This window comes from Plantactinospora veratri, assembly GCF_036421995.1.
Taxonomy (GTDB): Bacteria; Actinomycetota; Actinomycetes; order Mycobacteriales; family Micromonosporaceae; genus Plantactinospora; species Plantactinospora veratri.
Genome location: NZ_JAZGQL010000005.1, coordinates 373,634 through 398,334, shown reverse-complemented (window position 1 = coordinate 398,334; position 24,701 = coordinate 373,634). Strand labels below are relative to the sequence as shown.

The following is a 24,701-nucleotide window of genomic DNA, read 5'->3' as shown; positions in this document are numbered from 1 at the left end:
CGTGACGGACACCGCGGCCTCCTCGTCACGTAGGGTCAGCAGCGGCAGGTTGGCTGAACTGGGCGCCGGCACACCGGCGCGGGAAAGGCGGGTCGGATGACGCAGGTTGTGAGTGACCGGACCCTGGCGGCGGACGATCCGACAGCACCGCCGCCCGGGCGGGCCCGCCGGGTGGTACTCAAGCTTTCCGGTGAGGTTTTCGGCGGTGGGGCGATCGGCGTCGATCCGGACGTCGTCCAGGCCATCGCCCGGCAGATCGCAACCGTGGTACGCCGGGGCGTGCAGGTCTCGGTCGTGGTGGGCGGCGGGAACTTCTTCCGTGGTGCCGAGTTGCAGAAGCGCGGCATGGACCGGGCCCGGGCCGACTACATGGGGATGCTCGGCACCGTGATGAACTGCCTCGCGCTCCAGGACTTCCTGGAGAAGGAGGGGATCGAGACCCGGGTGCAGAGTGCGATCACGATGGCCCAGGTGGCCGAGCCCTACATCCCGCTGCGGGCCATCCGGCACCTGGAGAAGGGCCGCGTGGTGATCTTCGGCGCGGGTGCCGGCATGCCGTACTTCTCCACCGACACCGTCGCCGCGCAGCGGGCCCTGGAGATCCGCGCCGACGTGGTGCTGATGAGCAAGAACGGGGTGGACGGCGTCTACACCGCCGATCCGCGTACCGACCCGGACGCCAGCAAGCTCGACAAGATCACCTTCTCCGAGGTGCTGCGTCGCGGCCTCCGGGTCGCCGACGCTGCCGCGTTCAGCCTCTGCGAGGAGAATGGCCTGCCGATGCTGGTGTTCGGCGCCGAGGGTGACGACACCATCATCCGGGCGGTGACCGGCGAGCCGATCGGCACATTGATCACGACGTGAGTCGGGCAGGGTCCCGGGCCGACGGGTGGGGGCCGGGTGGAGTATTCGGGAGCAGTAGCAGCAGAGGGAGGCGAAGGAGCAGGTGATCGACGACACCCTCCTCGAGGCCGAGGAGAAGATGGAGCGCGCGGTCGAGCACGCCAAGGAGGAGTTTGGCGCCATCCGTACCGGGCGGGCCACTCCGGCGATGTTCTCCAAGATCATAATTGACTACTACGGCAGTCCGACCCCGCTGACCCAGATGGCCTCCGTCGGGGTGCCCGAGCCGCGGATGGCGATCATCAAGCCGTACGACGCGTCGCAGCTGCACGCCATGGAGAAGGCGATCCGCGACTCCGACCTCGGCGTGAACCCCAACAACGAGGGCAACCAGCTACGCATCATGCTGCCGCAGATGACCGAGGAGCGGCGCCGGGACATGATCAAGGTGGCCCGGCACAAGGGCGAGGAAGCCAAGGTGGCGATCCGGAACATCCGTCGCCGTGGCAAGGAGGAACTCGACCGCATCGTCAAGGACGGCGAGGCGGGCGAGGACGACGGCCGGCGGGCCGAGAAGGAACTCGACGACCTCACCCACAGGTACGTCTCGCACGTCGACGAGTTGGTGAAACACAAGGAAACCGAGTTGCTCGAGGTCTGATGTCCCACGTCGACCCCTACGGCGGTACCACGGAGCCGCGTGGCCGGCAGCGGCCGGATCAACCACGTGGCCCGGAGTGGTCCCGTGGCCCGGGGTACCAGGACGGTCCCTCGGGCCGACAGCGGCCGGCCGGCGACGACGACGCCTGGGCTCGGGCGCGGCACGGCGGTGCCGCGCCCGACGCCTATTCGGCCCCGGACGCCTATTCGGCCCCGACGGACTCGTACCCGGTCGCCGCGGACTCCTATCCGGCCGCTTCGGCGGCGTACCCGTCCCCGGCGGAGACGCACCCGGCGGACGCGTACCGGGACGCACCGAACGGTTACCCGGGTACGGCGGCCGACGGCTTCTCCGGTCTCGACCGGCGGCCGGGCGGGACGACCGCGCAACGCAACGGCCAGCCCGCCGGGGACGTACCGGATCCGACGGCACAGTGGCGTTCTCCCGAGCCGGCCGGCGGTCCGGCGGGTCCCGAGGAGGACGCGGCGGCGTACCGCGATCGGCTCGACCACCCCGGCGGCGCGGCGGTCGGGGCCGGTGCCGAGCCGGCGGCGGACGCCCCGACCAACCCGGTCGGCTGGCCGCTCGTCGACCCGGATCCGCAACCGGGTCCCGATCCGGCGCCGCCGGCCCGCCCCGGCCGCGGCCGACGCCGGGCGACCCGGGCCGGCAAGCCGGCCGGGCAGTCCCGGGCCGGCCGGAACCTGCCGGCCGCCATCGGCGTCGGGCTCGGGCTCGGCGCGGCGATCGTCGTGCCGCTCTTCCTGCTCCGACCGGCGTTCCTGGTCGTGGTCGCCCTGGCGGTCAGCGTCGGCATCTGGGAGATGACCCGGGCGGTACGCCCCGCCGGGATGCGCCCGCCGCTCGTGCCGCTGATCGCCGGCGGACTCCTGATGGTCGGGCTGGCCTGGTGGGCCGGGCCGGACGCGCTCAGCCTGGGACTGCTGGTGACCGTGCTGGCCACCATGGTGTGGCGGCTCGGGGACGGGCCGGCCGGCTACCAGCGGGACATGACCGCCGCCGCCCTGATCGCTGTCTACGTGCCGTTCCTCGGCGGGTTCGCGGCGCTGCTCGCGGCCGAACCGGTCGACGGTGACCTGCGGGTGCTCGCCACCCTCGCCGCGGTGGTCCTCTCCGACACCGGCGGGTACGCCGCCGGGGTGGCCTTCGGCAAGCATCCGATGGCACCGTCGGTGAGCCCGAAGAAGTCCTGGGAGGGCTTTGCCGGCTCGGTACTGGCGGCCGCAGTCGGCAGCTCGCTGCTGCTGGCGTACCTGCTCGACGTGGAGTTCTGGTGGGGCGCCCTCTTCGGGGTGGCGGTCTCGATCGCGGCCGTCCTCGGCGACCTCGCCGAATCCATGATCAAGAGAGATCTCAAGATCAAGGACATGAGCAACCTGCTGCCGGGGCACGGTGGCCTGATGGACCGGCTGGACTCGGTCCTCTTCGCGGTGCCCACCGCCTACCTGCTGCTGGCGATCTTCGCCCCGGCCGGCTGAGAGGTGAGATGAGTCCGCACAACCGCGAGCCGCGTGCCTGGTCACGGCTTCGGCACCTCCGGCCAGGTGCGTTGTCGCGCCGACGTGGGAGACTGGACAGGCCATGACGAGCCTGCCCTTGATCCAGATCACGCCGGACGAATCGACCGGGTCACCAGCGCGTCGCGCGGCGATGCCGCCCCGACACCTCGCCGACCTCGACCTGCCCGCACGGCAGGCCGCCGTCACCGAGCTGGGTGAGCCGGCGTTCCGGGCCCGGCAGATCTCCACGCACTACTTCGGTCGGCTCGTCAGGGATCCGGCGCGGATGACCGACCTGCCGGCCGCCGCCCGGGACCGGATCGCTGCCGACCTGCTGCCGAGCCTGCTCACCCCGGTACGCGAGGTCGCCACCGACGACGGCGCGACCCGCAAGGCGTTGTGGCGGCTGCACGACGGGTCACTGGTGGAGAGCGTGCTGATGGGTTACCCGGACCGGGTGACCGTCTGCATCTCCAGTCAGGCCGGCTGCGGCATGGCCTGCCCGTTCTGCGCCACCGGTCAGGCCGGGCTGACCCGCAACCTCTCCACCGCCGAGATCGTCGACCAGGCCGTGTACCTCGCCGGGGTCGCCGCGTCCGGCGCCATTGCCGGGTCCCCGTCCCGGCTGTCCCACGTGGTCTTCATGGGCATGGGCGAGCCGCTGGCCAACTACACGCGGGTGGTCTCCGCCGTCCGGCGGTTGACCGCTCCGGCCCCGGAGGGGCTCGGTCTCTCGCAGCGGCACGTCACCGTCTCCACGGTCGGCCTGGTACCGGCGATGCGTCGGCTGGCAGACGAGGGACTCTCGGTGACTCTTGCGTTGTCGCTGCATGCGCCCGATGATGAGCTGCGCGACGAACTGGTTCCGGTCAACCAGCGGTGGAAGGTTGCCGAGGTGCTGGACGCCGCGTGGCACTACGCGGAGCGTACGGGGCGTCGCGTGTCCATTGAATACGCGATGATTCGAGATGTGAACGACCAGCCGTGGCGTGCCGACCTCCTCGGTCGGCTGCTGGCCGGTCGACTGACCCACGTGAACCTGATCCCGCTCAACCCGACTCCGGGGAGCCGCTGGGACGCGAGCCCGAAGCCGGTAGAGCGGGAGTTCGTCCGGCGGCTGCGCGCAGCCGGTGTCTCGACGACCGTTCGGGACACCCGGGGGCGCGAAATCGACGGTGCGTGCGGCCAGCTGGCCGCCGCGGCGGTGACGCGGTGAGCGACCGGGTCAACAGGCTTAGTAGTGCCGCTTGCGGCGCCGACGCGTGTGACGGGGCGGCGGCGTGAGCGAGCGAAGCGAGCGAGCGAACCAGGAGACATAGTGGCGAGTCAGGGTCAGCGTTTCCGGCGCAAGGCGCTCCGGCGGGGCTACAAGGTCGATGAGGTGGACACGTTCCTGGATCGTGTCGAGGCCACGCTCGCCGGTGAGCCGCTGGGCGCGCCCGTCGCCTCCCAGGAAGTGCACGACGTCGTCTTCCGGGTGCGCTTCGGCGGGTACGACGAGTGGCAGGTGGACCTGCACCTCGACCGGGTGGAGCGGCAGATCGCCGAGCTGGAGGAACGCGGCGGCGGTCGGGGCGGGAACCCGAGGCTGGCCGACCGGGGCGCACCCGACCGGATGGGTCCGCCCGACCGGATGGATCGCATGGGCCCCCCGGATCGGATGGGACCGCCCGACCGGATGGGTCCGCCGATGCGCGACGACCGGGGCCTTCCGCCCGGTCAGCTTCCGGCGCGGCCGATGCCGGCCCAGGCCGGTGCACCCAACGACCCCTACGGCCAGTACGACGAGCCCACCGGCACCTTCGGTGGCGGCTTCGGCGGCCAGCGGGGCGGCTTCGACCCGCAGCGCGGCGGAATGGAACCGCAGCGGGGTGGGATGGAACCTCAGCGCGGCGGGATGGAACCTCAGCGCGGTGGTTTCGACCCGCAGCGGGGTGGCTTCGAGCCTCAGCGCGGTGGTTTCGACCCGCAGCGGGGTGGCTTCGAGCCTCAGCGCGGTGGTTTCGACCCGCAGCGTGGCGGTTTCGACCCGCAGCGAGGTGGCTTCGACCCGCAGCGAGGCGGGATGGAACCGCAGCGCGGCGGGATGGAACCGCCCCAGCGGGGTGGGTTCGACCCCGAGCGTGGCGGACCGCCGGAGCCGCAGCGTGGCGGTTTCGAGCCTCAGCGCGGCGGGTTCGACCCGCAGCGCGGCGCGGCGGCGCCACTTCCGCCGCGTACGCCCAGCGGGCCGGGCGGACCGGGCGGTCCGCCCGGGGGATTCGGCGCGAACGAGCGCTTCGACGGGTTCGACGCGGGCCGGCCCAGCCGGGCGGACATGACGGCCGAGATCCGGATGCCGGACCGGGATCCTCGCGGCCCCGGACGCGGGATGGGCGACGCCCTCCCGCCGATGCCTGCCCCGGCCGGCGGGCCGCCGATGGGTGGGCCGCCGATGGGAGGCCCACCGGCGGGCGGCCCGGGGCTCGGCGGTCCGCCGTTGATGGGGCCGCCCGGAAGCGAGATGGCCCGGATCGACCACATCCGGCGCTCGTTCCAGGTCCGCCGCTTCGGCAGCGGCTACGACCCGGACCAGGTCGACCGGTTGTTCGAGGGGATCCTCGGCAGCATGGCGGGGCGGGGGCCGATGCCGGTCAACCCGTCCGACCTCGACACCACCCGGTTCGGACTGGTTCCCGGCGGCTACTTCGAGGCCGAGGTCGACGCCGCGCTCAAGGAGGTCAAGGACCTGCTGCTCGGCCAGTGACCCGAACCGGTCCGCCGCGCCGCCGACGCCCATCCGGCCCCGTCACGGGGCCGGATGACGGCTGCCATCTCGACTCGGCCTTACCGGCCCTGTCCCCGACCTGGCCCCACCGGCCGGGGGTGCGCACGAACGCCGGGACGCCGAAGCGCGCCGGGGGTGCCGCCCGGCGCCGCGTCGAGGGGCGGAAACGCTGTGGGTGAGGTCAGGAGCGCAGGCCGTTGCGACGCAGGATCACGTCACCGACGACCGCGAGCACCAGCACGGCGGCGATCGAACCGAGCCAGATCTTCGCGATGCCGCTGACCTCGTTGTTGTTGAACATCATCAGCACCAGCGCCGCGGCGGAGATGATCGCGCCGATCTGGCCCGCCCTGCGGTTTCCGGGCTTGCGTTGGTCGGGTGACGTCACCGGCTCGCTTCCAGCCACTTTCCGGTCCTTCCTCACGATCGGATGCTGGTAAGTCTGGCATGTGCCGCCCGGCGTACGGCGCCAGGGCCGGGGCTTCGGTCGCAGGCCGGCTCCGCCGCGGACCGGGCTGCGCTCCGTCGGGGGCCGCACCCCGGCTGGTCCCGCCCGGGGACGGCAGTCCGGCCGGTTCTGCCGCGTCGGTGGTGCGGGGGCGGACCACCCGGGCGAGGGGACGGGGCTCCGAGCGCCGCCGAAGGCCGCGCTCGGGGCGAACGGGGGCGCAACCCGGCGTCGCGGGTCGGCCGGTACGGGGCCTCCGGTAGCGTTTGGGGGTACGCCTTTGATCGCCTGTGGCGAGGGACGGGATTGGCTATGTGGAGGGGGACTGTGCGGTGCGTTTGACCGGTACGGGGCACGCGAGCATGCGGATCGACACCGGTGCGGGCAGCATCCTGTGCGACCCGTGGGTCAACCCGGCCTACTTCGCCTCATGGTTCCCTTTCCCGGACAATTCACAGCTCGACTGGGAGACCCTCGGCGACGTCGACTACCTCTACGTCTCCCACCTGCACCGGGACCACTTCGACGCGGCGCACCTCAAGCGCTTCATCTCGAAGAAGGCGACCGTGCTGCTGCCGGAGTACCCGACCTCGGAGCTGGAGGACGAGCTGCGGGAACTCGGCTTCACCAGCTTCCTGCGGACGAAGAGTGACGAGGTCGTCGAGTTGGACGGCGGCCTCAAGGTGATGATCCAGGCGCTGACCAGCCCCACCGACGGCCCGATCGGCGACTCCTCGCTCTGGGTGGAGTACGACGGCGTACGGCTGCTGAACCAGAACGACGCCCGCCCGACCGACCTCGGCGTCTTCGCCGAACTGGGGCACGTGCACGCGCACCTGCTCCAGTTCTCCGGCGCGATCTGGTACCCGATGGTCTACGAGCTGCCCAGCGCGGCGAAGACCGCGTTCGGCAAGCAGAAGCGGGACCGGCAGATGGACCGGACCATCCGCTACATCGACGACCTCAAGGCGTCCTGGGTCTTCCCGATCGCCGGCCCGCCGTGCTTCCTCGACGACGAGCTGTGGCAGCTCAACGACATCCACGGCGACGAGGGGAACATCTTCCCCGACCAGCAGGTCTTCCTCGACCACTACAACGGGCTCGGCTACGACAACGGGGTGATCCTGCTCCCCGGCAGCGTCTCCGAGATCGGCACGGACAGCGTGCACACCACCCACCCGGTGCCGGACGTGCGGGAGTTCTTCGCGCGCAAGGAGGAGCACCTGCGGGAGTACCAGGAGCGGGCGCGGCCGGTGATCGAGGCGGCGAAGGCGTCCTGGCGGCACCCGGAGATCGACGTACTGGCCGAGATGAAGCGCCGGATCGAGCCGCTGCTGGACGAGTCGATCTATCTCGCCAAGGGTGTCGGCGGACCGGTCCGGTTCGACCTGGTCGGCTACGACGGTGAGTCGGTCGAATCGATCCTGGTGGACTTCCCGGGTAAGGAGGTCCGGCCGTACGCGGACGAGAAGGTGCGCTACCGGTTCCGTACCGAGCGGGCGCTGGTCGAGCACCTGCTGCACATCGAGGAGGTGGACTGGGTCAACTCGCTCTTCCTCTCCTGCCGCTTCTCGGCGGCCCGGATCGGCCAGTACAACGAGTTCGTCTACGCCTTCTTCAAGTGCCTCTCCGAGGAGCGCCTCCAGTACGCCGAGGGCTGGTACGACGAGCACGAGCGGGCCACCGACGCCGAGGACATCACCCTGGGCGACTGGGTGGTGCAGCGGCGCTGCCCGCACCTGAAGGCGGACCTGACCCGGTTCGGCATCGTCGAGGACAACCAGCTCACCTGCCAGTTGCACGGCTGGCGCTTCGACCTGGCCAGCGGGCGCTGCCTGACCAGCGTCGGGCACTCGATCCGGGCGCACCGGGTCGACGACTGAGTCAGGTGTTAACAGGGGGCCCTTCTACAACGGAAAGCGATATGCGGGGGCCCTTCCTTACGCCGGGCCGAGTCGGCCGAGGTCGGTGAGGATGCGGCGGGCGGCGTTGTGGCCGGCGGCGCCGATCACGCTGCCGGCGGGGTGGCACCCCGCACCGCCGGCGTAGAGCCCGTCGACGCCGGTCGCGTACGGCACCCGGTCGGTGAACGAGACGGTGTTGTCGACGTGGTGGATGTGCCCGCCTGTGATCCCGAAGTGCGCCTCGATGCCGGGTGGGGTCAGTGGCACCGCGTCGGCGACCAGTTCGCTGGTGCCGGGGGCGTACCGGTCGCAGATCTCCAGCAGCCGGGTCACGTACCCGGGCAGCAGCTCGTCCCAGGAGCCGCCGGTCGGGGCGTACGGGACGGACTGCACGAAGAGCGCCGACGAGTGGTGTCCGGCCGGGTCGGACAGCGTCGGGTCGACCGTGGTGTGCAAATACCACTCGATGGTCGGCTCGTCCGGCAGCCGCCCGGCCTGGACATCCGCCCACATGCCGCGCAGCGCCGTCATCGGCGAGTCGCCGGCCGAGCTGGCTGAGCCGGCCGGGCCGGGCAGCAGCGCTGCCGAGCCGGGCAGCAGGTGGATGGTGGCGCCGAACGGGCTCGGCGCCCCCTCGGGCAGGCAGGAGAAGTCCGGCAGCCCGGCGAGTGCCAGGTTGACCTTGAGGGTGGTGCCGGTGCGCCGGACCGCCGCCATCCGCTCGGTGAGCGCGGCCGGCAGCGCGCCGTCGGGCAGCAGCTCCATCAGCCGGTACGGGTCACCGGCGCCGAGCACCACCTCGGCGGCGACCGTCCGCCCGTCGTCGAGTACGACCCCGCTGGCCGCGCCGCCGTCCAGGGTGATCGCGGCGACCGGGGTACCGGTGCACAGTTTCGCCCCGGCGGACCGGGCGGCGTCGGCGAAGGTACGGCTGACGGTGCCCATCCCACCGGCCACGATCATCCAGGTGCCGCCCGCCCCGGGCAGCCGGCACATGTTGTGGGCCAGGAAGTTGTAGCCGGTACCCGGGTCGTCCGGACCGGCGTTCAGTCCGGAGAGGCCGTCGGTGACCGCGTACATCGAGACCAGCAGCTCGGAGCGGAAGTCGAACCGGGCGAGGTAGTCGGCGACCGAGCCGCGTACCAGGTCGACGAAGACCTGGCGCAGCGCGGGCCGGACGTAGCGGTCGGCGGTCTCCGGCACCGACAGCGGCTCGGCCAGCCAGGCCGGCGCCAGGTCGTCGCGGAGCGCGGCGAGTTCGGCCTGCATCGCGTCGTCGGCCGTCACGTCGGCGCGGGAGAAGAACCGTTCCATCTGCTGCCGGGTCGTCTCCCGGTCGGCACCGAACAGCAGGTACGGCGAACCGGGGCCGCCCGGGGTGGGCAGGAAGTAGTGCGGGTCGCGGCGCAGCACCGGCAGCTTCACGTCGAGCAGCCGGATCAGCTCCGGCGGCATCAGGCCGAGCAGGTACGAGCCGGTGGAGTGCCGCAGCTCGGGGACCTTCGGGAACGGGTTCTCGGTGCGGGCGGCTCCGCCGAGCGTGTCGGCGGCCTCCAGCACCAGCACGTCGAGGCCGGCCCGGGCCAGCAGGATCGCGGAAACCAGGCCGTTGTGGCCGGCGCCGACGATCACGACGTCGGCCCGGGAGGGAAGCTCGGCGGTCATGCTCGGGAAGCCTAGTTCGATCGGGCCGCCCCCGGTGCGGCTTGGCGGGTGCCGGTGTGGGGTCTCCGGACCGGGGAAGTACCGCTGTTGCAATAGTGAATGATGTTCACCCGATCGAGGGCGTCGGTACGACCGAGACCCGGCCAGCTGACAGGGGAGCAGGCGATGTTCGCGTGGTGGGGTAGGGCGGTGGTCCGACTCCGGTGGGCGGTGCTCGCGGCCGGCCTGGTGCTGGTCGCGGTGGGCGTGACCTGGGGGACCGGGGTGTTCGGCTCGCTGACCGGCGGGGGCTTCGAGGACCCGGACAGCGAATCGGTCCGCACCGAGGAGCGGATCACCGCCGAACTCGGCAATCAGGGCGCCGACCTGCTCGTCCTCTACTCCAGCCCGACCAGCACCGTCGACCAGCCGGCGTTCCGGGAGCCGGTCACCGCCACCCTCGACCGGCTCCGCCAGCATCCCGAGGTCGCCAGCGTGACAAGCTGGTACGAGACCCAGGCCCCGGCTCTGCTCGCCACCGACCGGCACGCCACGTACGCCGCCGTGCAGTTGCGGGCGACCGACCCGGACGCGCAGGCCGAGGCGTACCAGGAACTGCGGCCGACCCTGGACGCGCCCGGCGTCACCACCGAGGCCGGCGGCACGGTGGCCTTCCTGGCCGAGGCGAACGAGCAGACCAAGAAGGACATCACCCGGGCGGAGACGCTCTCCCTGCCGGTCCTGCTGGTGCTGCTCATCCTGATCTTCCGTGGGCTGGCCGCCGCCGCGACGCCGCTGCTGGTCGGCGGGGTGGCGATCCTCGGCGCCTTCGTGGCAGTCCGGCTGATCGGCATGGTCACCGACGTCTCCATCTTCGCCATCAACGTCATCACGCTGATCGGCCTCGGCATGGCCGTCGACTACGCGCTCTTCATCGTCAGCCGGTTCCGGGAGGAACTCGCCGCCGGCCGTACGAGCCCGGAGGCGATCCGGCGCACCATGAGTACCGCCGGCCGGACCGTCATGGTCTCCGGGCTCACCATCGCGACCGCGCTGGCCAGCCTGCTCATCTTTCCGCAGGCGTTCCTCCGCTCGATGGGGCTGGGTGGCATCGCCGCCGTGCTGGTCGCGATGCTCGCCGCGCTGACCGTGCTGCCGGCCCTGCTCGCGGTGCTCGGACCGCGGATCAACTCCCTGGCCGTACGCCTGCCGTGGCGGCGCCGACCGGACCGAGCCGACCCGGCCGGTACGGCGGGCGTCGGCGGTTCCGGCGCGTGGGCCAGGCTGGCCCGCAGCGTGATGCGTCGACCGGTGCTCTATCTGCTGGGTGTGGTCGCGGTGCTGGCGGTCCTCGCCGTCCCCTCGGTACGGATGCAGGCCGGCGGTTTCGACGAGCGGATCCTGCCGGCCGACGCGGTGCCCCGGGTGGTGGCCGAGCGGATCGCGTCGGAATTCCCGGGCGGCAGCGTCGGCCCGGTCGAGGTACTCGTCTCCGGCGCCTCCGCCGCCGACACCCAGCGGTTCGCCGACGAGTTGACCCGGGTCTCCGGGGTGACCGGCGTGCAGGCGACCGCGAACCGGGGCGACTCCACGCTGCTCTCGGTGACCTATCCCGGCGAGCCGACCGGCCCGGTGGCGGAGCGGGTGGTCCGGCTGGTCCGGGACCTCCCGCCGCCGGCCGGCGCGGAGGTGCTCGTCGGCGGGCGGCCCGCGTTCGACGTGGACCTGTTGGAGAGTCTCACCTCGCGGCTGCCGCTGATGGCTGCGATCATGGCGTCGGCAACCCTGGTGCTGCTCTTTCTCGCCTTCGGATCGGTGCTGCTGCCGATCAAGGCGGTGCTGATGAACCTGATCTCGATCGGCGCGTCGTTCGGAGTGGTGGTCTGGATCTTCCAGGACGGGCACCTCGCCGACTGGCTCGACTTCACCCCGACCGGCTTCATCGAGCCGAGCAACCCGATCCTGATGCTGGCGGTGCTCTTCGGACTCGCCACCGACTACGAGGTCTTCCTGCTCTCCCGGGTACGCGAGGAGTGGGATCGGACCGGTGACAACACCGCCTCGGTGGCCGCCGGGCTCCAGCACACCGGCCGGATCATCACCGCCGCCGCGTTGCTGCTCATCGTCGTGGTCGCCGGCTTCGCCACCGGCGGCGTGGTCTTCGTCAAGCTGATCGGCATCGGGATGATCGTGGCGATCGTGGTCGACGCGACGCTGGTGCGGGCGCTGCTGGTACCGGCCACGATGCGGCTGCTGGGCCGGTGGAACTGGTGGGCGCCGGGCCCGCTGGCCGGGGTCTACCGCCGGTTCGGCATCCGCGAGTCGGCGGCGGGCCTCTCCGGCGGCCATTGACGGATGAGCCCGCTGGCCATGACGGATGGACAGGAGTCCTCGGTGCTCTATCAGGCCGCTGACGGCAGCAAGTTGCCCTTGCTGGTCTTCGAGCCGGACGACGGCACACGGCCGCGTGCTGGCATCGTCCTGTTCCATGGCGGCGCCTTGCGCGAGGGATCGGCCGACGGGCTCGCCCCGCACTGCCGGAAGTTGGCGCTGCGCGGAATCTTCGCGGTGTCAGCCGGGTATCGGCTGCTCGGTCGTGGCGCTGTCAGCATCGACGACTGCATCGCTGATGTTCGGCGCGCGGTCGGGCAGTTCCGCCGGCTGGCAGCGGTGCGCGGGCTCGAAGCGCCGCACCTGGCCTCGGGTGGCAGTTCAGCCGGTGCCCATCTCGCGATCGTCGCGGCGATGACCCCGGAGGCGTTCGCCACGGCACCGGAGCCCGGCATCGCAGCCGTGGTGGGCCTCAATCCCGCGGGTTCGAACCTGCGCTCCTGTGAGCCGGAAATGCAGCGCCGCCTCGAACAGCAGGTCGGCATCGCGGCGGGCAGATTGGTCGACTACTCGCTGATCGAGTTCGTGCGGCCGGGGAATCCGCCGATGCAGATCCACCACGGCACCCGCGACGAGGTCGAGCCGATCGACTCTGTGCGGCAGTTCCGGGACGCGATGGTGCGCTCCGGCAACGAGTGCACGCTACTCGAATACGAGGATGCCGAACACGGATTCCACTACCCCGGCGACAGCGGGCATTTCGACGACGTCATCGACGCCACGGCGCTGTTCCTCCTCGACCGGATCGCAACGAAGTGAACGGCAGAATTGCCCGCTCAGCCACCTTCACGATCAAGCTCCACCTCACACATCAGGTCCCGGGGTTTCGAGTTCTCCCTCGGGGGTACCAGCGCGAAGCCGAAGTTTGTGCCACTTGGCGGCTGATCCGGCGGGGAGGATCGAGTGTCAGCGCTACCGCCCGACGATCCGGCACGCGAACTCGTCCATGTGCGGCCCGATGATTCCGGCCTCGCGCACCTCGCCATCGCCGGTGGCACCTACACCGTGCTGGTGCGTGGCGACCAGACCGCCGGACGGTACTGCCTGATCGACATGCGGGTGCCACCGGGCGGTGGACCGCCGCCGCACCGCCACGACTTCGAGGAGATGTTCACCGTGCTCGACGGCGCGGTGGAGTTCACGTTCCGCGAGGAGAAGATCGTCGCGCGGGCGGGCGAGACGGTCAACGTACCGGCCAACGCGCCGCACTTCTTCCGCAACGCCACCGACCAGCCCGCCCGCCTGCTCTGCATGTGCAGCCCCGCCGGCCAGGACGAGTACTTCCGCAAGGTGGGTGACCCGGTCGACGGGCCCACTGCCGCGCCGCCGCTACTGAGTGCGGAGGAACAGGACGAGCGCCGACAGCGTGCGGCTCGGCTGGCCGCCGACTACCGGACGGAATTGCTGGTCTCGTGATGGTCTTCCTGCTCGGTGCTGTGCACCACGCCGATGCGAGCCCCTGAGCGCCAGGCAGGACAGGCGCTAGCATCGCCTCCGTGATCGAGGACTTCGCCGACCGGCTCCTGCGTGACGTGGCCCGCCTCGATCCTTGCACCGCAGTGGTCGAGGCCGGCGAACAGGAGGTCGACGGGCTCACCGACTACAGTCCGGACGGCCACCAGGCCCGCGCCGATCTCGCCACCCGCGCCCTGCGTGAGCTGGAGAGCCTGCCCGCGACGAGTCCGCTGCACGCTCACCTCGTCGAACGGCTGCGCGCCCGCATCGCCTTCCACGACGCCGGGGAGGACCTGCGCGAACTGCATGCGGCGGCGACCGGTCCGCTCCAGCTCATCCGCCAGTCCGTCGAGGCTGCGGTGCCCGCCCGCGACGCCGAGGGTGCGGACCACGAGGATGGCTGGGCCCGGGTAGGCGCGCGTCAGGCCGCGATCCCCGCGGCCCTGGACGGGTACGCCCGCAGCCTCCTGCTCGCCGCCGAGCGTGGTCACCTGCCGACGCGACGCCAGGTGGAACTCGTGTCGCAGCGCTGCCGCAACTGGGTCGACGACGACGTTGCCCTGGTGGAGCGCTACGGCGGCGGGCGGCAGCGGGCGTCGTTGCAGGCAGCGGCGCAGGGCGCGCGGGAGGCGTACCAGAGACTTGCCGCGATGCTGACCGCGGACCTGGCACCGCTGGCGCGCAGCGAGGAGGCTTTCGGGCCGCAGCGGTACCCACTCTGGGTACGGACCTTCCTCGCTGTCGAGCCGGATCTGCGCGAACTCCACGACTGGGGCTGGGACGAGTTCACCGCGATCGAGGCGGAGCTGGTCGCGGAGGCGAAGGCCCTGGGCGGGAGCGTGCCTGCGGTGCTCGACCGGCTCGAGAGCCCCGACGCGCCGGGCACGCTGCACAGCCGGGCCGAGTTCGGTGCGTGGCTGCAGGAACTGCTGGAGGCCACCATCGAGCAGCTGCACGGCGTGCACTTCGACATCCCCGCGCCGCTGCGGCGCATCGAGTCCCGGATGACCGTGTCCGGCGGCACCGCCTACATCGGACCGTCGCAGGATCTGACGCGGCCAGGCCGCGTCTGGTGGTTCCTCCCCGAGGGCCAGGCCAGCTTCCCCACCTGGTACGCCTACAGCACCGCGTACCACGAGGGCGTTCCCGGCCACCACCTCCAGATCGGCTACGAGGCGTGCCAGGGCGGCCTCGGGCAGCGGCTGAACCTGCTCGGCGGGCTCTCCGGCTGCCGGGAGGGCTGGGCTCTGTACGCCGAGCGGTTCATGGACGAACTCGGGTTCTACGGGCAGCCGGGTGCACGATTGGGGTACCTGTTCATGCAGCTGCTGCGGGCGGCGCGGGTCGTGCTCGACATCGGCCTGCACCTGCGGCTGCCGGTGCCGTTTGGCGACGGGGCACCGTGGACGCCGGATGCCGCGCTGCACCTGCTGCGGGACCGATGCCATCAGGGGCCGTACGCGTCCCTGGAGCTTGCGCGTTATCTGGGCAGGCCAGGACAGGCGTTGACCTACAAGGTAGGCGAGCGGGTGTGGCTGGAAGGCCGCTCGTCCTTTCCCGGCGACCGCCGGGCATTCCACGGTCGGGCGATGGAACTCGGCTCGCTGGGACTGGACCGGCTGCGGGGGGCGTTGACCGGGTGACCGCGCGGGGCGTTGACCGGGCGACGGCGCGCCAGTCGCCCAGGGGGTGAAGCAGATCCGTGGCGGGCGCAGGTTCGGTGCTCAGTCTCCGGCCAGGGTGATACGCAGTGCGACGAGATTCCCTGCGGCATCCCGGTCCGCATGTGCGGGGAACAACCCGTCACCCCAACTGGTCATGGCGAACAAGATCTGTGCGTCGCCGATCGTGATGGTGCCGGTCTCGTTGTCGCTGGCTCGGACCTGCCGCATCACCTGCCAGTGGTGGGAGTGGGGACGGAAGTCGAGCGCCATTCGCCGGGCGGGCTCGGCGTTCTTCCACGCTTCGATGGTCATCGCGCGGCGCAGTGCGGATCGGACGGGGAGGTCTGTCCAGCCGTAGCTGCCCCCGTCCCCGTCGGTGGTCAGGGGGTCGGCGCCGAACTCGGCGGAGGCGTTTCCCCGGCGGCTCGGACCGGACGGCGGACGGCGGATCGTACTCGACCTCGCTCCTGCGGCAGTGGAGGTTGTCGCAGTCGCGGGCTCTCAGACCTCTTTCAGCAGAGCCGGCAGTTTGCGCATGTCATCGAAGATCACCGTGGCGGCGCCCTCAGGTTGGCGGGCCGGAGTCAGTCCACCCGCATAGCCCAGGCAGCGCATGCCGGCGGCGCGGGCCCCCTGCATGCCGTACAGGCTGTCCTCGACCACGACGCACGCCGCAGGCGGTACACCCATGGTTGCCGCCGCGTGCAGGAACAGGTCGGGGGCGGGCTTGCCGCGGGCGACCTCGGTCGCACTGAAGATACGGCCCTCGAAGCGGCGATACAGTCCAGTGCGGCCCAGGGTGTGCCGCATCTTCTCGTGCGTACCACTGGAGGCCACGCACGTCGCCTGGCTGATCGCGTCGAGCGCGTCGGTGATCCCTTCGACCGGGGTCAGTCCGGCGTCGACCTCCTGGCGGTGCGCCAACTCAAACCGCTCCGCCCAGGTCGCGGCCACATCGTGCCCGAGGCGGGCGGCGATCAACTCCTGGATGGACGCGCTGGACCGGCCGATGAACCGCTCGACCACGTCCGCCTCCGTAAGTGGCCAGCCCAGGTCCGCGCCCATCGAGACATGGACGCGGACCGCGATGCGCTCGCTGTCGACCAGCACTCCGTCGCAGTCGAAGATGACAAGCTCGATCGGATCGATCATCCGCGGAGACTAGCCGGGGTGGATGGCGGACCCGGCGGCGCCCGCCTGTCCACGGAGGGGCGGGATCGCTGTCGCCACGGAGGTGACGGGCGGTCTGCTGGTCGGTTCGTCACTAACCGTAGTCGCCGATCGCGGTGCTGCCGAATAAGGCGGCCACACCGCGGTCCCAGCGGCACCGACAGGACCGGACGCCTAGCATCGTCCCGATGAGCACTCCCGGAATGCGACCCAACGACGTCCGCACCGACGAGGCCCGCGCCGCAGAGGCCCTGCGCCTGCTTTCCGGCACGCCGGTCGGACTCGACGTCGCCGTCAAGGCACTCAGCCGCGGCAGCGGTGTCTACGCCTGGTGGGCCGCTCCTTCGACCCTTCCCGACCTCCCCGGACCGCCGAACGGGAAGGTCCCGTCGCTACGGCTGCTCTACCTCGGCCGGGCGACCAGCCTGCGGGGCCGGATCCTGCGCAACCATCTCCGGCGCTCGGGCAGTTCGACGCTGCGTCGCACCCTGGCCGGGCTCCTCGTGTCCGAGGGCTACCGGACGACCTGGACCGACCGCGTTGTCCTGGTCCCCGAGGACGAGGCCCGGCTGACCGCGTGGATGTACGCGCACCTGCGTCTCACCTGGGCCGAGGACGCGGAGCCGGCGACCATCGAGGCCGAACTCGTCCGGCGCCTGCACCCACCACTCAACGTGCATGGTGTCGACCCCGAACACGTCCAGGCGGCCGTGGTCGCCGCGAAGAACGCCTACAACACCAGCAGCCGCCCGGCCGAGCCCGATCCGGCGCCGTCGCCGGCGCCGATTGTCCGGCGCGATTAGGTACCGATACGGTGCCCGTGTCGAATGGAGTGCGCCCCAGTCTCGGCGGGAAGCCGGGGTAGCCCAGGTCATGCCGGAGCCGCTGGTCCGCGTAAGCGCTGGGGCCCGCGCACGGCCTACCGTTCTCCGTGTCGGGTGGTCAGATCGCGTACGTGGCCGGCGGGAACGGTGCGCTGCCGTTGAACCCGGGCAGTGTGGCGATCACCGGCAGGCCGAGCCGGTGATCGGCCGGTACGGACCACCGAGGGGTGTCGCCGATCTCGGCGGCGATGGTGGGCGCCGGGAAGAAGTCGTAGAACGGGTCCGGCAGGTCGCTGTCGTCGAAATGGTCCTCGGGCCGGCCGGGCAGCCCGTTGGCGTCCATCCACTCTTGCTCGAACGCCAGCGGCTCGCCGGTGCAACCCTCGGCGTCATTGAGGTCGAAGGTGCGCACGGTCGCGCCGTCCCGGGCGACCAGCCACGTTGACCCGCCGTCCCGTTCGCCGTGGTAGAACGCGTGGGCCTCGCCGAACTCGGCACTCAACCGCTCGACCGTGGCGCGGGCCTCGGCCGGGCGGCCGGGGTGGTCCGGCAGTTCGTAGAAGACGTCGCACCAAGGCCCGGTGATCGTCGTCCATCCGTCGCTCGCCGGACTGACGTAGACCAGTGGTTGCCCTTCACGGCAGTGCTCGATCGTTTCCAGGACGGTGCTGGCGAGTTCGAAGGTCACCGGGCGAGCGTCGTGCAGGCCGATCGACGCCATCACGGCGGCCTGGTCGTCGCTGCGGACGGACCACCACCGCAGCCAGCAACCGGAGAGCAGTCTCGGGTCGTCCTGGTGCAGGCGGACGCGGACCAGTCGCTCGACGAGGGCTACGTCAGCCGGGTCGAGGCCGGGTTCGCCGGCCACGCGGGCGAGGGCTTGGAGCGCGTCGGCGCGGAGCCTGCCCGGGCCGTGCCGGCGTATCTCGGCCAGCGCTTTCCCTGTCGCGGGATCGTTCCGATCGAACCTCCACAGCACGTCGGTGCGCTCGTCCTGGCTGGCCGCCCGCAACTGCTCCAGCAACGCGCGCACATCACCGGTCATGACCGGGAATGTACGGCAAACGTGTGCTTCCGCAGGTGCCGCTGCCGGCCCGCCCCGTGGTCCCGGCATCCGGCGTCGGCCCGTCGACCGCAGGGCTCCGCCCGGCCTTGTCGGCCACCGTGAGAAGAACCACGACGAGGATCAGCAGCCCGGCAACCGCGCCGAAGTGGTTCTGCAGCGCCAGCACCCACGGCGGTTCCGGCGGCGGGAACTCCGGCGTCACCGCAAAGGAGAAGACCGCTTTCCACGACCCCCACGCGAATAGGAAACCGGAAGCCAGCCACGACAGCAGTAGGGGCGCCCGGCCGGTGTGCCGGGTCAACGTCCATGCGCCCCACGCGGCGCCCAACGCCCACACTCCGCTGTTCGCGGTGAGCAGGTGCCACTGCCCGTCGCGGCTGTCAAGCGTCGCCTCATTCAGGCCGAGCGTCCCGCCCAACGCCCAGCACAGTTGCGGCAGGCCGAGAGCAACGCAGAGCCCCGCCGCCAAGCGGGCCACGGTGACCCGCACGCCCGGCCGCTCAGCGCCACCCCTGCGCGAGAACGCCGCCGGCCACCGCCGTGCGGCGTAGACCGGAGCGGCGATCGCCACGCCGAGCGCGAACCCGGCGAACGACACCGACAGCAGACCGACTTCCCAGGCGGCCATCGGCGCTTCCGCAGCCGGGTCGCCGGTGCCCATGTTCACCAGCGCGAGAATCGGGATGAGCGGGATCATCGGCACCAGGAGACCCATCCCGATCCAGCCAGGCAGCAGCATCAGCCAGGCTGGCACGCGTACGCCCCATCGCTGCGCCAGCGCGAGGCCGAGCAGCATGGCCAGCCCCGACATCGCCACCGTCAACCCGTTGACGACCGCCCAATCCAAGTGGCTCCACGCACCTTCGTGCAGTCCTCCGCCACGCAGCCCGTCGATCGTCCAGAAGATCTTCATGACGAAGTACGGCGTCATCGCGAACACCGCGCCGTACGCGGCCACGCGCCCCACCCGCGACCAGGAACTCTCCGTCGTCGTGTCCGGGACGTGGGCGACCCGCGACACCTCGGCTGAACGCGATCCTCGTGTTTCGGCGGTCACCGCCAGCGGCGGCCCGGCACCGTCGAGCCGTTCATCTCTCTGCACCTCGCTCACGGTAGATCCGCGCGCGCCAGGCCCCTTCCCCCGGCGATGGGAGCGCCCTCCCGCTCAACGGTGACCCGGTGACCCGGCGGCCCGACTGGTCGAGTGAGGCCGTCGAGCGGCGGCTGCCGGTGCACGTTCGTGCCGTGACCCGAGCGCCACCCGGATGGCCAGCTGAGGCGCGCGCGGTCGTCCACCCAAGCCGATGAACGGATCTCTGATCCTCACTCCGCACCGCGTTCGGCGAGCTGCTTGAGGGTGAGTAGCTGCCGTCGGGCCATGACGAGGTCTCCGACGGACAACCCGAGAGCGACCACAGGGTTTGTCCGCATCACGACCTTGAGCAGCAGGCGTGTGGTGTCGTCCTCGTCGGGTGCCAGGACGTAGGACATGAAGGCATTCATGATCTTCCCCGTCAGTTGCTTCCCGGGCTCGACCGAGACGATTCTGCCCCACTTCCGTCCACCGGCGGTGGTGAACGCCTCTCCCACTCGGGGTTCGGGCAGGCCGACCAGTTGCCGAGGTGAGCGGCGGCCGAGATTGTCGAGCCAGTCATAGGAGTAGGGCGCCAGCCGCACCTGGGCGATCCACGGCCATACCACTGTGGCAGGCGCGTTCACTCGTACCCCTCGCCATGCCCGCAGTGTGGGTGAGAGGACGAAGTCGTCGCACGGATAGGCACGCAGGACGTCGCTCTCGGTTACGCCCCACCGGTCACCGAGCATGTCTCCGCCCTCCGGCCTGGCCCAGCACCAGCGTGGTGCGCAGGTCGAGTACGACGGTGCCGCCGAAGTCCTCGACCAGCCGGCCGAGGGCGGTCAGGGCGCGCTGTTGCTGCTCCGGTGCGCGGGACAGGTACGGCCCGAAGGTACGCACCAGGCCGAGATAACGGTCCTTGTCGAGTGGCAGGTCCCGCCGGAAGACCTCCTTGCGGACGTCGACGAACTGCCCGTGGTCGACGACGTCCTGGTGGAACCAGTCCGCGGGTCGCTCCGACGCGGTGGGGTCGATGGAGTGCAGCGCGGATCGGATCGCCGCCCGTTGGGCGGGGTCGGCGTAGTCGTAGCGATGCCCAAAGATCGCCAGTGTGCCGCCGGGCGCGAGTGCCCGCCGAGCGTACGTGTTGCGGGTGGCCGGGTTCAGCCAGTGCCACGCCATGGCGCAGGCCAGTACGCCGGCCCCGCCGGCGGGAGGCAGCCACCTTTCGAAGGTGCTGGCCTCGATGCGAACGTCGGGAAAGCGCGTGGCCAGCAACGCCGCCATCCGCGGATCGGGCTCGACGCAGGTCAAGGGTGCGCCGATCCGGGCGAGCACTTCGGTTCCCTTGCCGGTGCCGGCGCCGATCTCGACCACGGACGCTGGCGTGCTGCCGTGGTAGGTGACGATCTCGTCGGCGATCTCGGGCGGGTAGCCCGGCCGGGCGGTCTCGTACTGGTCGGCTACCGACCCGAAGACGTCCACCATCTCACTCCTCTCGGTCAGGGTCGATGTGCGCTGCCACCGCCCGGGCCCGGTGCCGGGATCCGGCCGCCAACAACGTCGCCTCCGCGCCCCGCAGGGAGTCGATCGCGGCCTGGCTGCCCTCGCTCAGGTCCATTCCCAACGCCTGCAGCATCACCACCAACGCGCCGAGCGCGAGCGTGCCCCGCAACTCCTGCGGTCCCGCCGTGGACAGCTGCTCGACCTCGTCCAGAACCCCGCCGACCACAGCCCGGCAGCGCGCTGCGACCGCCTCGTCGGAGCGGGCCGCCGCACAGGCCTGCAACCACATTCCGGTGACGACGCCGTCGGCGATCAGCGTCCGGAAGCCGGCGCGCATCGCGGGCAGCGGATCGTCCCGATTCTGGGTCGCCGCCTCTTGGAGCACCTGCCGGATACGGACCTCCATCCCATCCACACAGGCCAGGAAGAAGTCGCGCTTGCTGCCGAACAGTCGGAAGACGTACGGCTGTGACACACCCATCTGGTCGGCCACCTTCTGTACCGACGCCGTGGTCAGTCCGTGGTCGGCGAAGACCCGCATGCCGATGTCGACCGCGTCCGCACGTCGCCGCGGTGCCGTGCTGCGCTGCGTACCCATGCCCGCAGCCTTACACTAGTAACCACTTACAAACAAGACGCGTGCGTGACGTACCGGCCATCCCCGTGCCACTCCTGATCGGGTGCGCACATCCGCCGCTGCCCGTGCCGACGTGTGCTGACGTGCTGTGAGCGCCGGTTGGAAACAGTGAAACAGGAGGTCGCCGCCGTGATCCCGCTACTGATCCTGTTCGGCCTCCTGTTCGGGCGCTGGTGGCGGTTGTCACTGATCGCCGCCGGTCTGGGATGGCCGGTCCTCTTGGTCGCAAGCGACGTGCTGAGCGTCGGGCCGGGCCTGCTCGGCGCGTCCGGGCTCGCCATAGCGAACACCGGTCTCGGCGTGTCGGTTCATCAGGGCATCCTGCTCATGGTCCGGCAACGACGAGGTTCTTCTTCGCCGGATCCGAGCGCATGACCGGTGCGTCCGGCGGTGACTACAGGCGGGAACAACCGGAGTGACGCTCAGCCCGTGCTAGGGGCCGCAAATGGCTGGCCGACCCGGTAGCGGGTAACTAGCATCCGGGCACGTGACGATCTACGAGACCGAGCGGCTGGTGGTCCGGGACTGGACCCTGGAGCCGGACGACCTGGCCCGGGTCTTCGACACGTACTCCCGGCCGGCAGTGGTGCGGTTCCTCGGCGCGCCCACTCTCCCGCTCCGCGAGCCGGCCGACGCCGCCGAGACGGTACGCCGGTGGCACGCCCGCAACGCCGAGTTCGACGCTGGGTACGGCATCTGGGCGATGCAGCGCCGGGACGACGGCCTGGTGGTCGGCACGGTGATGTTGAAGCCGCTGCCCGGACGCGACGAGACGAAGCTGACCGACGACATCGAGGTCGGCTGGCACCTGCACCCCGACTCGTGGGGGCACGGCTACGCCACCGAGGCGGGCCGGGGCGCGGTCGAGCGGGGTTTCGCCGCTGGCGTTCCGGAGATCTACGCCGTGGTCTCCCCGGGCAACGAGGCGTCGATGGCGGTCGCCCGGCGGATCGGCCTGACCCCGATCGGCCGGCGCACCGACTGGTACGGCGGCGAGGAGTTGGAGACCTTCCGGATCAGCCGGCCGTGACCGGTTCCGGCTGAGGGCTCCGGGTCTGCGGGGGAGCGGTCGGAGTCAGGTTCGGCGTGGCCGGTCCAGCCGAGGCACCGGGCGAACAGGGCTGCCGGATCGGGGCCGGGGTGCGGGTTGAGCCGGTACAGGTCGGCGGTGGCGGCAAAGAGCGCCGCACCGAGGTACACATGCAGCCCGACCCGGTCGTCGCGGTAGTCCGCCAGCAGCGTCAGCCGTGCCACCGCACACGGCCATGGTCGGCCGCAGATCCGGCATATCCACAGTGGACGTGGCGGCAGATGCGGCCGGGGTGACGGCGGGCTGGTCGCCGGGTTCATTCCGGGAACTGCTCTGGCTGGGCCGACGCCTGGCCGACGCCGGCCTGGTGAGGCTCCGACGTCGGTGACGTTCCGGACCCGATCGGACTTCGCGATCGGTCCCCGGTTCGTCGGGCGCTCGCGGGGACGCGAGGGCGGCAGGTCCGCGCCGATCCGAGGCCCAGAGGGGTACGTCCGAGGCTCCGACGGGTGCGTTCGAGGCCCCGACGGGTACGGCGGGACCGGCGGTGGCGGGTTGAACCGGTCCGGGCACGGCCACCGGTCACCACAACGGCAGTGCCGCCACCAGAGGCGGCGCCAGTTCCGCCGGTGCACCGGGGCGTACCGGACGGGTTGGGGTTGGCATCGGAACGGTGACCACATCGGCGTGGCCGGGCTCTCCCAGGACGGCCTGGCACACCGGATCAACTTCTCCTCGGCGCTGGTGGCGAAGATCGAGCTGTGTCAGCGCCGCCCGACCCGTGAGTTCGCCAAGCGCTGCGACGGCGTACTCGGCACCGGTGGCCTGCTGGAACGCCTCCAGGCGGTGCTCGGCCCGGGGCCGGTGATGCCGTGGTTCCGGCACTTCGTGATCGCCGAGCAGGAGGCCACCGACATCCGCTGCTTCCAACTGTCGGTGGTGCCGGGTCTGTTGCGGACCGAGGCGTACGCCCGGGCGCTGCTGGCCAGCGGCGGGCTGCTCACCGCCGAACAGGTGGAGGAGCAGGTGGCGACGAGGCTGGCCCGGCAGGAGATCCTGACCCGGCCGGACCCGCCGATGTTCACCGCCGTGATGGACGAACGGGTGCTGCACCAACCGGTCGGCGGCGCCGAGGTGATGCGCGACCCGCTCGACGGACGGTTCGTCGAGCGGGTCGAGGACGTCAAGACCGTCCAGCAGTTCTGGGACTCGGTCCGGGCCGAGGCACTGTCCCACCAGCAGTCGATCGAGATGATCCGGGAAGTGGCGGAGTCATGGAACTGAACGGTGCCCCCTGGCGCAAGAGCAGCCGCAGCAACGGCCACGGCGGCGAGTGCGTGGAGGTGGCGGGGAACCTGCCGGGCGTGGTCGGGGTGCGGGACAGCAAGGACCCGGCCGGTCCGGTGCTGGCCTTCTCGCCGCCGGCCTGGCGCTCCTTCGTGCGTACCCTCCGGGCCCGCTGACCGGGTGATCACGGCGTGATGCCGCCGAGTCAGCTCGGTGACTCGGCGGCATCACCACCGCTACAGGTATGTCCGCTGGACCAGCCGGGTTCTACGGCGCGCGGATCTCAGGAGTCGACGCCGGCCTGGGCCTTGCTGCACGCGGTGTCGGCCTGGCGCAGTGCCGAGCTGAGCCTGCTTTCGTTTCTGTCCCGGGCAGCGTCGAACATGTCCTGTGCCCGCCGCATGCACGGCAGCAGGACGTCGCGTTCCTTGGTGACGTCGGACAGGTTCTCCTTGGTGGTGTTCAGTTCCGTGCTGAGATCGCTGACCTTCTGCTCGGTCTCGGCGATCTTCTTGTCCCGCTGCGTCACGGTGTCGCGCTGCTCCTGTAGCTGGTTGTTGAGGTCGGATCGGGTCTCGCGCAGTTCGCCGCGCTCGTTGAGGTACAGGCCGAAACCGACACCGCCGAGGGCGAGGAGCAGGACCGACAGGATCGCCAGAAGCAGGGTGGTACGCCCGCCGAGCGCGGGTGGCGGCCCCGGCGCGTTGGCCGGCGCCTGGGTCTCCGCGGCTGCCATGCCGGGGGCGTACGGCAGAGCCGGGGCATACGGCTGCTGGGCGGGAAAGGCCTGCGTCGGCGGTGCGGACGTG

General features: G+C 71.1%; 25 protein-coding genes. 15 read left to right on the top strand and 10 right to left on the bottom strand.

What is annotated here, in order from left to right:
* The first annotated feature begins 96 nt into the window (after positions 1-96).
* From pyrH to V1634_RS07965, 5 genes are all read left to right on the top strand, one after another.
* Positions 97-864, top strand: coding sequence for a UMP kinase (gene pyrH / locus V1634_RS07985; protein ID WP_331207098.1), 768 nt, complete (start codon positions 97-99; stop codon positions 862-864).
* An 82-nt stretch (positions 865-946) separates the two neighbouring features.
* Entirely contained in the window at positions 947-1,504 is a 558-nt protein-coding gene (frr, locus tag V1634_RS07980; protein WP_331207097.1) for a ribosome recycling factor, read from the top strand.
* Positions 1,504-3,003 (top strand): phosphatidate cytidylyltransferase, encoded by a 1,500-nt coding sequence (locus V1634_RS07975; RefSeq protein WP_331207096.1) that lies wholly within the window; start codon positions 1,504-1,506, stop codon positions 3,001-3,003. The genes frr and V1634_RS07975 overlap by 1 nt, the downstream gene beginning before the upstream one ends.
* A gap of 103 nt (positions 3,004-3,106) precedes the next feature.
* Positions 3,107-4,240 carry a 23S rRNA (adenine(2503)-C(2))-methyltransferase RlmN gene (gene rlmN / locus V1634_RS07970; protein WP_331207095.1) on the top strand — a complete coding sequence of 378 codons (1,134 nt, stop codon included), beginning with the start codon at positions 3,107-3,109 and terminating at the stop codon, positions 4,238-4,240.
* 102 nt (positions 4,241-4,342) lie between these two features.
* The gene (locus V1634_RS07965) at positions 4,343-5,770 is read left to right on the top strand and encodes a DivIVA domain-containing protein (protein WP_331207094.1); all 1,428 of its coding nucleotides are present in this window, start codon (positions 4,343-4,345) and stop codon (positions 5,768-5,770) included.
* A 202-nt stretch (positions 5,771-5,972) separates the two neighbouring features.
* On the opposite strand, the gene V1634_RS07960 is transcribed toward V1634_RS07965, so the two are convergent.
* Complete coding sequence (locus V1634_RS07960) at positions 5,973-6,197, bottom strand: hypothetical protein (protein WP_331207093.1); 225 nt, start codon at positions 6,195-6,197, stop codon at positions 5,973-5,975.
* A 374-nt stretch (positions 6,198-6,571) separates the two neighbouring features.
* Between V1634_RS07960 and V1634_RS07955 the strand changes: the two genes are divergently transcribed.
* Positions 6,572-8,122 (top strand): Rieske 2Fe-2S domain-containing protein, encoded by a 1,551-nt coding sequence (locus V1634_RS07955; protein ID WP_331207092.1) that lies wholly within the window; start codon positions 6,572-6,574, stop codon positions 8,120-8,122.
* A 57-nt stretch (positions 8,123-8,179) separates the two neighbouring features.
* Here the strand turns inward: V1634_RS07955 and V1634_RS07950 are convergent, their stop codons facing one another.
* On the bottom strand, positions 8,180-9,808 hold the full coding sequence (locus tag V1634_RS07950) for a phytoene desaturase family protein (protein ID WP_331207091.1): 1,629 nt from the start codon (positions 9,806-9,808) through the stop codon (positions 8,180-8,182).
* 165 nt (positions 9,809-9,973) lie between these two features.
* Here V1634_RS07950 and V1634_RS07945 point away from each other — a divergent pair, with 165 nt between their 5' ends.
* The 4 genes from V1634_RS07945 (at position 9,974) to V1634_RS07930 (ending at position 15,276) form a co-directional block, all read left to right on the top strand.
* Positions 9,974-12,139, top strand: coding sequence for an MMPL family transporter (locus tag V1634_RS07945; RefSeq protein ID WP_331207090.1), 2,166 nt, complete (start codon positions 9,974-9,976; stop codon positions 12,137-12,139).
* Positions 12,140-12,142: 3 nt separating this feature from the next.
* Positions 12,143-12,937 (top strand): alpha/beta hydrolase, encoded by a 795-nt coding sequence (locus V1634_RS07940; protein ID WP_331207089.1) that lies wholly within the window; start codon positions 12,143-12,145, stop codon positions 12,935-12,937.
* A gap of 144 nt (positions 12,938-13,081) precedes the next feature.
* Positions 13,082-13,594: a cupin domain-containing protein gene (locus V1634_RS07935; RefSeq protein WP_331207088.1), complete on the top strand. Its 513-nt coding sequence runs from the start codon at positions 13,082-13,084 to the stop codon at positions 13,592-13,594.
* Between the two features lie 80 nt (positions 13,595-13,674).
* Positions 13,675-15,276 carry a DUF885 domain-containing protein gene (locus tag V1634_RS07930; protein WP_331207087.1) on the top strand — a complete coding sequence of 534 codons (1,602 nt, stop codon included), beginning with the start codon at positions 13,675-13,677 and terminating at the stop codon, positions 15,274-15,276.
* An 81-nt stretch (positions 15,277-15,357) separates the two neighbouring features.
* Here V1634_RS07930 and V1634_RS07925 read toward each other — a convergent pair whose 3' ends face one another.
* Together V1634_RS07925 and V1634_RS07920 are read right to left on the bottom strand one after the other, a co-directional pair.
* Positions 15,358-15,609: a hypothetical protein gene (locus V1634_RS07925; protein ID WP_331207086.1), complete on the bottom strand. Its 252-nt coding sequence runs from the start codon at positions 15,607-15,609 to the stop codon at positions 15,358-15,360.
* Between the two features lie 189 nt (positions 15,610-15,798).
* Entirely contained in the window at positions 15,799-16,449 is a 651-nt protein-coding gene (locus V1634_RS07920) for an HAD family hydrolase (RefSeq protein WP_331207085.1), read from the bottom strand.
* A 206-nt stretch (positions 16,450-16,655) separates the two neighbouring features.
* Here V1634_RS07920 and V1634_RS07915 point away from each other — a divergent pair, with 206 nt between their 5' ends.
* Positions 16,656-17,270 (top strand): GIY-YIG nuclease family protein, encoded by a 615-nt coding sequence (locus V1634_RS07915; protein WP_331207084.1) that lies wholly within the window; start codon positions 16,656-16,658, stop codon positions 17,268-17,270.
* A gap of 139 nt (positions 17,271-17,409) precedes the next feature.
* Here V1634_RS07915 and V1634_RS07910 read toward each other — a convergent pair whose 3' ends face one another.
* From V1634_RS07910 to V1634_RS07890, 5 genes are all read right to left on the bottom strand, one after another.
* Positions 17,410-18,336: a hypothetical protein gene (locus V1634_RS07910; RefSeq protein ID WP_331207083.1), complete on the bottom strand. Its 927-nt coding sequence runs from the start codon at positions 18,334-18,336 to the stop codon at positions 17,410-17,412.
* A complete protein-coding gene (locus V1634_RS07905; protein ID WP_331207082.1) occupies positions 18,326-19,468 on the bottom strand; it encodes a hypothetical protein in 1,143 nt (380 codons plus the stop codon). Before V1634_RS07905 ends, V1634_RS07910 begins: the two co-directional genes overlap by 11 nt.
* 212 nt (positions 19,469-19,680) lie before the next feature.
* Positions 19,681-20,076: a polyketide cyclase gene (locus V1634_RS07900; RefSeq protein WP_331207081.1), complete on the bottom strand. Its 396-nt coding sequence runs from the start codon at positions 20,074-20,076 to the stop codon at positions 19,681-19,683.
* 94 nt (positions 20,077-20,170) lie between these two features.
* Positions 20,171-20,920 (bottom strand): class I SAM-dependent methyltransferase, encoded by a 750-nt coding sequence (locus V1634_RS07895; RefSeq protein ID WP_331207080.1) that lies wholly within the window; start codon positions 20,918-20,920, stop codon positions 20,171-20,173.
* 1 nt (position 20,921) lies between these two features.
* The gene (locus V1634_RS07890) at positions 20,922-21,536 is read right to left on the bottom strand and encodes a TetR/AcrR family transcriptional regulator (protein WP_331207079.1); all 615 of its coding nucleotides are present in this window, start codon (positions 21,534-21,536) and stop codon (positions 20,922-20,924) included.
* 147 nt (positions 21,537-21,683) lie between these two features.
* On the opposite strand from V1634_RS07890, the gene V1634_RS07885 reads away from it, so the two are divergent.
* The 4 genes from V1634_RS07885 (at position 21,684) to V1634_RS07865 (ending at position 24,068) form a co-directional block, all read left to right on the top strand.
* Positions 21,684-21,950, top strand: a complete 267-nt coding sequence (locus tag V1634_RS07885; RefSeq protein WP_331207078.1) for a hypothetical protein — start codon at positions 21,684-21,686, stop codon at positions 21,948-21,950.
* Between the two features lie 112 nt (positions 21,951-22,062).
* Entirely contained in the window at positions 22,063-22,605 is a 543-nt protein-coding gene (locus V1634_RS07880; RefSeq protein ID WP_331207077.1) for a GNAT family N-acetyltransferase, read from the top strand.
* A gap of 687 nt (positions 22,606-23,292) precedes the next feature.
* A complete protein-coding gene (locus tag V1634_RS07870; protein WP_331207076.1) occupies positions 23,293-23,889 on the top strand; it encodes a helix-turn-helix domain-containing protein in 597 nt (198 codons plus the stop codon).
* Entirely contained in the window at positions 23,880-24,068 is a 189-nt protein-coding gene (locus V1634_RS07865) for a DUF397 domain-containing protein (RefSeq protein WP_331207075.1), read from the top strand. Before V1634_RS07870 ends, V1634_RS07865 begins: the two co-directional genes overlap by 10 nt.
* A gap of 107 nt (positions 24,069-24,175) precedes the next feature.
* Here V1634_RS07865 and V1634_RS07860 read toward each other — a convergent pair whose 3' ends face one another.
* Entirely contained in the window at positions 24,176-24,628 is a 453-nt protein-coding gene (locus V1634_RS07860) for a hypothetical protein (RefSeq protein ID WP_331207074.1), read from the bottom strand.
* Between the last annotated feature and the right edge of the window lie 73 nt (positions 24,629-24,701).